The sequence below is a fragment of the Nocardioides sp. OK12 genome (assembly GCF_024341885.1).
In the GTDB taxonomy this organism is placed as follows: domain Bacteria; phylum Actinomycetota; class Actinomycetes; order Propionibacteriales; family Nocardioidaceae; genus Nocardioides; species Nocardioides marinisabuli.
The window spans coordinates 1-1186 of record NZ_BNET01000030.1; the positions used below are offsets into that span (position 1 = coordinate 1).

Annotated in this window: 1 rRNA gene; it reads left to right on the forward strand. The window is 46.5% G+C overall.

The features are described from left to right. Nucleotides 1-1186, forward strand: a 23S ribosomal RNA gene (locus OCU29_RS19975); the annotation flags it as partial.

Genomic DNA, 1186 nt, shown 5'->3' on the forward strand with positions numbered 1-1186 from the left:
CCGAAATTTCCCTTAGGATAGCTGCAACTGTTGGAGTTTCATCAGGTAAAGCTAATGATTAGAGGCTCTGGGGGCGAAATGCCCTCGACCTATTCTCAAACTTTAAATGGGTGAGAGCATGCGGTTGCTTGAGTGAACTGCGTGATTGAATCAAGAGTTGTTAGTGGGCCAAACCTGGTAAGCAGGGCTGGCGATGCGGGATGATCCGAACGTGCGGTTAAAGTGCCAGATTGTTCGCTCATGTAGATCCCATAAAAGGTGTTGGTTCATTTAGACAGCAGGACGGTGGCCATGGAAGTCGGAATCCGCTAAGGAGTGTGTAACAACTCACCTGCCGAATGAACTAGCCCTGAAAATGGATGGCGCTTCAGCGATCAACTTATACCGTGCCATCTTTTCATTATGTAGAAGATGAGTAGGAGGGCGTGGAGATTGTTGTGCAGCATAGGGCGTAAGCTCATGTGGAACAGTTCTCTAGTGCAGATCTTGGTGGAAGTAGCAACGATTCAAATGAAAACTTTGAAGACTGAAGTGGAGAAAGGTTTCGTGTGAACTGCATTTGGACACGAGTGAGTCGATCCTAAGAGATAGTTTGACGATGTGTTTAAGGGGCAGTTTTAATTAACTGTTGTTTATCGAAAGGGAATCAGGTTAATATTCCTGAACCAAGGACGTGGATATGAAATGCGGCAACGCAAGAAGCACGAGTAGACATCAGCGGATGCCCCGGGAAGAGTTCTCTTTTCTTTTTAACATTGCAAGTTTGTTTGTGTCCCTGGAATCCAATTGGTGGGCGATAGGGATGTTGTACTTGTGTAAGAGCAGGACAGTTTCTTGTCTTGTCTGGTGCGCATTTGATGATCCTTGAAAATATTCGTGGTTTTGAATAATATTGTCACCCTTGGTCGTACTCATAACCGCAACAGGTCTCCAAGGTGAACAGCCTCTAGTTTGTAGAAGAATGTAGGTAAGGGAAGTCGGCAAAATAGATCCGTAACTTTGGGATAAGGATTGGCTCTGAGGGTTGGGTTGTGTGGGGGTGTTGGTTTTGTGGCGTTGACGGAAACCTGGAGGGGTAGTCTGTCCTCACGGACGGGTGGCCTCTTTTGGTATTCGACTTCTCCCCCTTCATTCTACAACACACAACAACGAACAACCGACTCAGAACTGTAACGGACAAGGGGAC